The 4,533-nt window shown below is 61.1% G+C and carries 4 protein-coding genes; 2 read left to right on the plus strand and 2 right to left on the minus strand.

What is annotated here, in order from left to right; all coding sequences use genetic code 11:
- The coding region (locus VN623_RS12455) for a toprim domain-containing protein (RefSeq protein WP_325571348.1) at nucleotides 1-1,097 on the plus strand (1,097 nt) is incomplete at its 5' end.
- 84 nt (nucleotides 1,098-1,181) lie between these two features.
- Here VN623_RS12455 and VN623_RS12460 read toward each other — a convergent pair.
- A complete protein-coding gene (locus tag VN623_RS12460; RefSeq protein WP_325571350.1) occupies nucleotides 1,182-1,634 on the minus strand; it encodes a DUF4112 domain-containing protein in 453 nt (150 codons plus the stop codon).
- A gap of 87 nt (nucleotides 1,635-1,721) precedes the next feature.
- Entirely contained in the window at nucleotides 1,722-3,509 is a 1,788-nt protein-coding gene (locus VN623_RS12465; RefSeq protein ID WP_325571352.1) for a cation:proton antiporter, read from the minus strand.
- Between the two features lie 267 nt (nucleotides 3,510-3,776).
- Between VN623_RS12465 and VN623_RS12470 the strand changes: the two genes are divergently transcribed.
- Nucleotides 3,777-4,533 (plus strand): transglycosylase domain-containing protein (locus VN623_RS12470; RefSeq protein ID WP_414653216.1); only part of this gene is annotated, 757 nt, incomplete at its 3' end.

A 4,533-nucleotide genomic window follows, 5' to 3' on the forward strand; every position in this document is an offset into this window, starting at 1 on the left:
AGGGCCGCAAGCGTGAATTCCAGGCGGTGCTGCCGATCCGCGGTAAAATCCTGAACGTCGAACGCGCGCGCACGGACAAGATGCTTTCATCCGAGCAGGTGACGAACATCATCGGCGCGCTGGGCACCGGCATCGGGCGCGACGAATTCAAGCTCGATAAGCTCAGGTATCACAAGGTCATCATCATGACCGACGCCGACGTCGACGGCGCGCACATTCGCACGTTGCTGTTGACGTTCTTCTACCGCCAGATGAACGAGCTCGTCGAAAAGGGCCACGTCTACATCGCCCAGCCGCCTCTCTACAAAGTCGCGCGCGGCAAGACGCATTCCTATCTCAAGGATCAGCGAGCGCTCGAAGATTATTTGATTGATCAAGGGCTTGTTGACGCTGTGCTGGTAACGGGCGACGGCGTCGAGCGTGCCGGGCGCGATCTGCGCGATATCGTCGAGCAAGCGCGTCAGATCAGCGGCGGTATCAACGGTCTGCATCATCGCTACAATCGCGATGTCGTCGAGCAGGGTGCCATCGGCGGCGTCTTCGATGCAGCGAACCTCACGTCGAGCGACAAGGCCGAAGCCGCGGCCAACCGAATCGCGAAACGTCTCGACGATATTGCGGAAGAGATGGAGACGGGCTGGCAGGGCCGTTTCGGCAACGACGGATTTGTGTTCAAGCGCGAAGTGCGCGGCGTGACGGAAGTCCATACGCTCGATCGCGCGCTTCTCGGCTCGCTCGATGCGCGCCGCTTGCACGAGCGCCATGCGCATCTCGCGGAGGTTTACGACAAGACCGCCAAGCTGAAGCGCAAGGACAAGGTCGACACCGTATCCGGCCCGCGCGCGCTCCTCGAAGCCGTTTACGAGACGGGCCGCAAGGGCGTCGACCTGCAGCGCTACAAAGGCTTGGGCGAAATGAATCCCGAGCAGCTTTGGGAGACGACACTCGACCCCGATGAGCGCACGCTCTTGCAGGTCAAGGTTGGAGACGTGGCGGAAGCCGATGAGATTTTCGCCAAGCTGATGGGCGACATCGTCGAGCCGCGCCGCGAATTCATTCAGCAGAATGCGCTCAACGTTTCTAACTTGGACGTGTGAGGCGAGCGCCGCGCACGCCCTTCTTGTCATCCCGGCTTCTCTGACCGCTCGTCGCGCTTCTCCGGCCCGGATGACACCTTCTGTTCAGCTAACGGTGTACGTTGTCTCGATCGCGCGGCCGTAACGGTGCCCGTGCTTTTCGGCGTGACGCTTCAATAGGTTGACGTTTTTCAGATTGGCCTTGTAGGCAACGTCGAACATGTCGCCGAGAAGCGGAATGCTGCCCAGAATGGTATCGAGCGTCGTGTTCGCCGCCATGCGCGCGATGAGCCAGCGCGGGGCGCCAAGGCGGCGCGCTTCGAAAATGATGTAGCTCGAGATGAGCCCCGATATGGCGTCGCCGATGACCGGCACGAGGCCGAGCAGCGCGTCCAGCCCCATGACGATTTTCGTGCCAGGTATGCGGATCGCACTGTCGAGCAGCATTGCGAGCGCGTCGAGCCGCGCGATGCTTTCTTCGAACGTCGAGTCTGCGGCGATGCGGGTCGAAGCCGTGCCGTAGCGTGTTCCGCTGGCTCTGCCGAAGGGTGTGGTCACTTCCGTTTCCTCAATCTCGTGGCGTACGAAATGGGAATGTCAGATGGGAAGCATGTTTCCGGGATCAAGGGCTGGAGCCGGCGCGGTCTATAGCCGCTTCCGGCTCGGGAGCGCGCGTGTTTCGGTGCCAGCCTTCCGGGCAGCACCCTGCAAGTCGTTGCGGAACACATCGCGCTTTTCGTGGATCGAGGCGATGACGAGGCCCGTCGGAATGCCGAGGCCGACGAGTGCTGCTTCCGAGAGCTGCAAGCTTGCCTCGATCGTTTCTGGCACCGCATCGGTCACGCCGATTTCGTAGAGATGCCGCGCGTGGTTCGCATCCTTAGCGCGCGCGACGATGACGAGTTTCGGATAACTCGTTCTGAGCGCCTGCACGATGGCGTCGATTTCGGATTGCGTCCGGATGGTGAGGATCGCGGCCTTGGCCGTGTCGAGCCCGCAATTCCTGAGGAAATCGAGCTGACGCACGTCGCCAAAATAGACGGGTTTGCCGTCTCGCCGTGCGTTCGCGACGAGGCGCGGCTCGCGATCGACGGCGATGTAGGAGACGTTGTGCTGTGCGAGCATTTCGCCGATGAGCTGGCCAACGCGCCCATAGCCGACAACCAGCGCCTTAACATTCGTATCGCTGGGCATCAACGCCAGCGCCGGGTCGACGGCGGCGGGAGGCGTGTTTCGTCGCGCCAGCCAGCGGCCGAATTTCGCCGTTGCAGGGATCAGCGCCATCGTCAGCGAGACCGAGGTGAGCAGGACGACCGTCAGCTCGCGTTCGATCAGCCCATAGCCGAGCGCCACCGTCAGGATGACGAAAGCGAATTCGCCGCAGGGCGCCAACAGTGTCGCCGTTTCGATCGATGCGGGCCGGGCCACGCCGAAAAGGCGGGCGAGCCCGTAGATGACGCCGACCTGCAGCACGATGAGTCCGCCCGTCGTCGCCAGGATATCGAACGGATCGGAAAACAACGACTTGAGGTCGAGGCTCGAGCCGATCGAGAAGAAGAAGACGCCGAGCAGAAGTGATTTGATTGGCTCGATGGTGGTTTGCACGGCGCGGCGGTATTCCGTTTCGGCAAGCAACAATCCGGCGACGAAAGCGCCAAGTGCCATCGAGAGCCCCGCCGCCGCCGTCACGAAGCTGGTGCCGACCGCAACGAACATTGTGGCGGCGATGAAGAGGTCGTCGTTACCCGTCTGTGCGACGAGACGGAACAGCGGCTGAAGCAGAAAGCGTCCAACGCCGACGATAATCAGTAAGGCCGCAGTAGCCTGAACCAATGCCGTCGCGATGCCTACGACGAGGGGTACTTTGCTGTCCGGTTCGAGGATGCTGAGAAGCAGCAGAATTGGAACGACGGCGAGATCCTGGAAAAGCAGGATCGAGAAACTGGTTCGACCGACCGAGGTCGATAATCGCTTCTGAGAGGCGAGCAATTCGATGACGATGGCGGTCGAAGACAGGCAAAGCGCCGCGCCGATGACAATCGCCGTGACGGGCCGCTGACCGAGCCCATAGGCGATGAGGCCGATCAGCGCCGCCGAGAGGAGGACCTGTGATCCGCCCAGCCCGAAGACGAGGCGCCGCATCGTCGAAAGGCGCTCGAACGACAATTCGAGGCCGATCAGAAACAACAGGAAGACGACCCCCCACTCGGCAAATTTCGCGAGGCGCTCGGGGTCCGTGATCGTCAGCCACGAGAGAGACGGGATGTAGCCGGTCAAGGCGCCGAGGCCGCCCGGGCTCAGAAATGCGCCGGTGAGCAGAAACGCGAGCACGGTGCTGACGCCGTACCTGTGGAGTAGAGGCACGACGACGCCGGCCGTGCCCAGCACCAGCAAAGCGTCCTTGTAAGTGGCCAGATCCCCGGCTGCGGTCATCGTCTCCTCGTAAAACTCAGGCGAGTATGACTGCCCGAGGCATCAAAAACTACAGCGCATTTTTAGGCAATTGCCGATCGTCGGGCAGGGGCCGGTTTGACTCCGGTGCCGCGTCTACAACTCAGGGTTTGATAACTTTCGTCTGTAATGGGCGTGTCCAACTTAACGTGACCTTAGCCAAGGTCCGATAACAGTAATGAGAGGAGTCCCCAAAGGCCGACGGCACATGCAAGCGTGCCGATAATTGAAGCGAACCGGATTACGGGTGTGAAAGTTCTGCGCGCCATTATTGCGATGGGCCGTGTGTGCCTGTGGTTGGTGCGCAAAACGCTTGGCGTCGGGACGTCAGTACGGCGACGGTCGCTGCCGTCTCCCTTTCAGTCCGTCGCGGACCAGGCTTTCAAGGCCGGCGAAAAAACCGAAGCGGAACCGGAGCGTTTGCCCTCCGCGCTCGGGCATCTAGAGCGTTTGAAACGCAATAAATATCGGATTGCATTCGGTCTCGTGGCTGCCGGTGGGCTTGGTCTTGCAACCACGTTTGCAGGGATGATGGTCTACTACACCGTCATCTTTCCCAACCCGCTGGCTATTCGCAAAACCGAAAACGCGCCGGTCATCCGCATTCTTGCCCGCGACGGTTCGGTGCTCGCGTATCGCGGCGCGGCCCACGAATACATGCCACTCGATCAGTTGCCGAAGGTCATTCCGGCAGCGTTGGTTGCCACAGAGGACCGGCGATTTTTTGATCACTATGGCATTGATCCCGTCGGCGTTATCCGCGCGATGTTCGCCAATCTGAGGGCGGGGCGGTTCGCGCAGGGCGGCTCCACGCTGACGCAGCAGCTCGCAAAAAACTTGTTTCTGACGCAGGATCGAACGCTCACGCGCAAGGTTGCCGAACTCGGGCTGGCGCTGTGGCTCGAGATGCGCCTGACGAAGCCTGAGATCCTCGAGCTCTATCTCAATCAGGTTTACTTCGGTGGTGGTGCCTACGGCATTGAGGCGGCGAGCCAGCGCTATTTTG

The sequence above is a fragment of the Hyphomicrobium sp. genome (assembly GCF_035572195.1).
GTDB lineage: Bacteria > Pseudomonadota > Alphaproteobacteria > Rhizobiales > Hyphomicrobiaceae > Hyphomicrobium_B.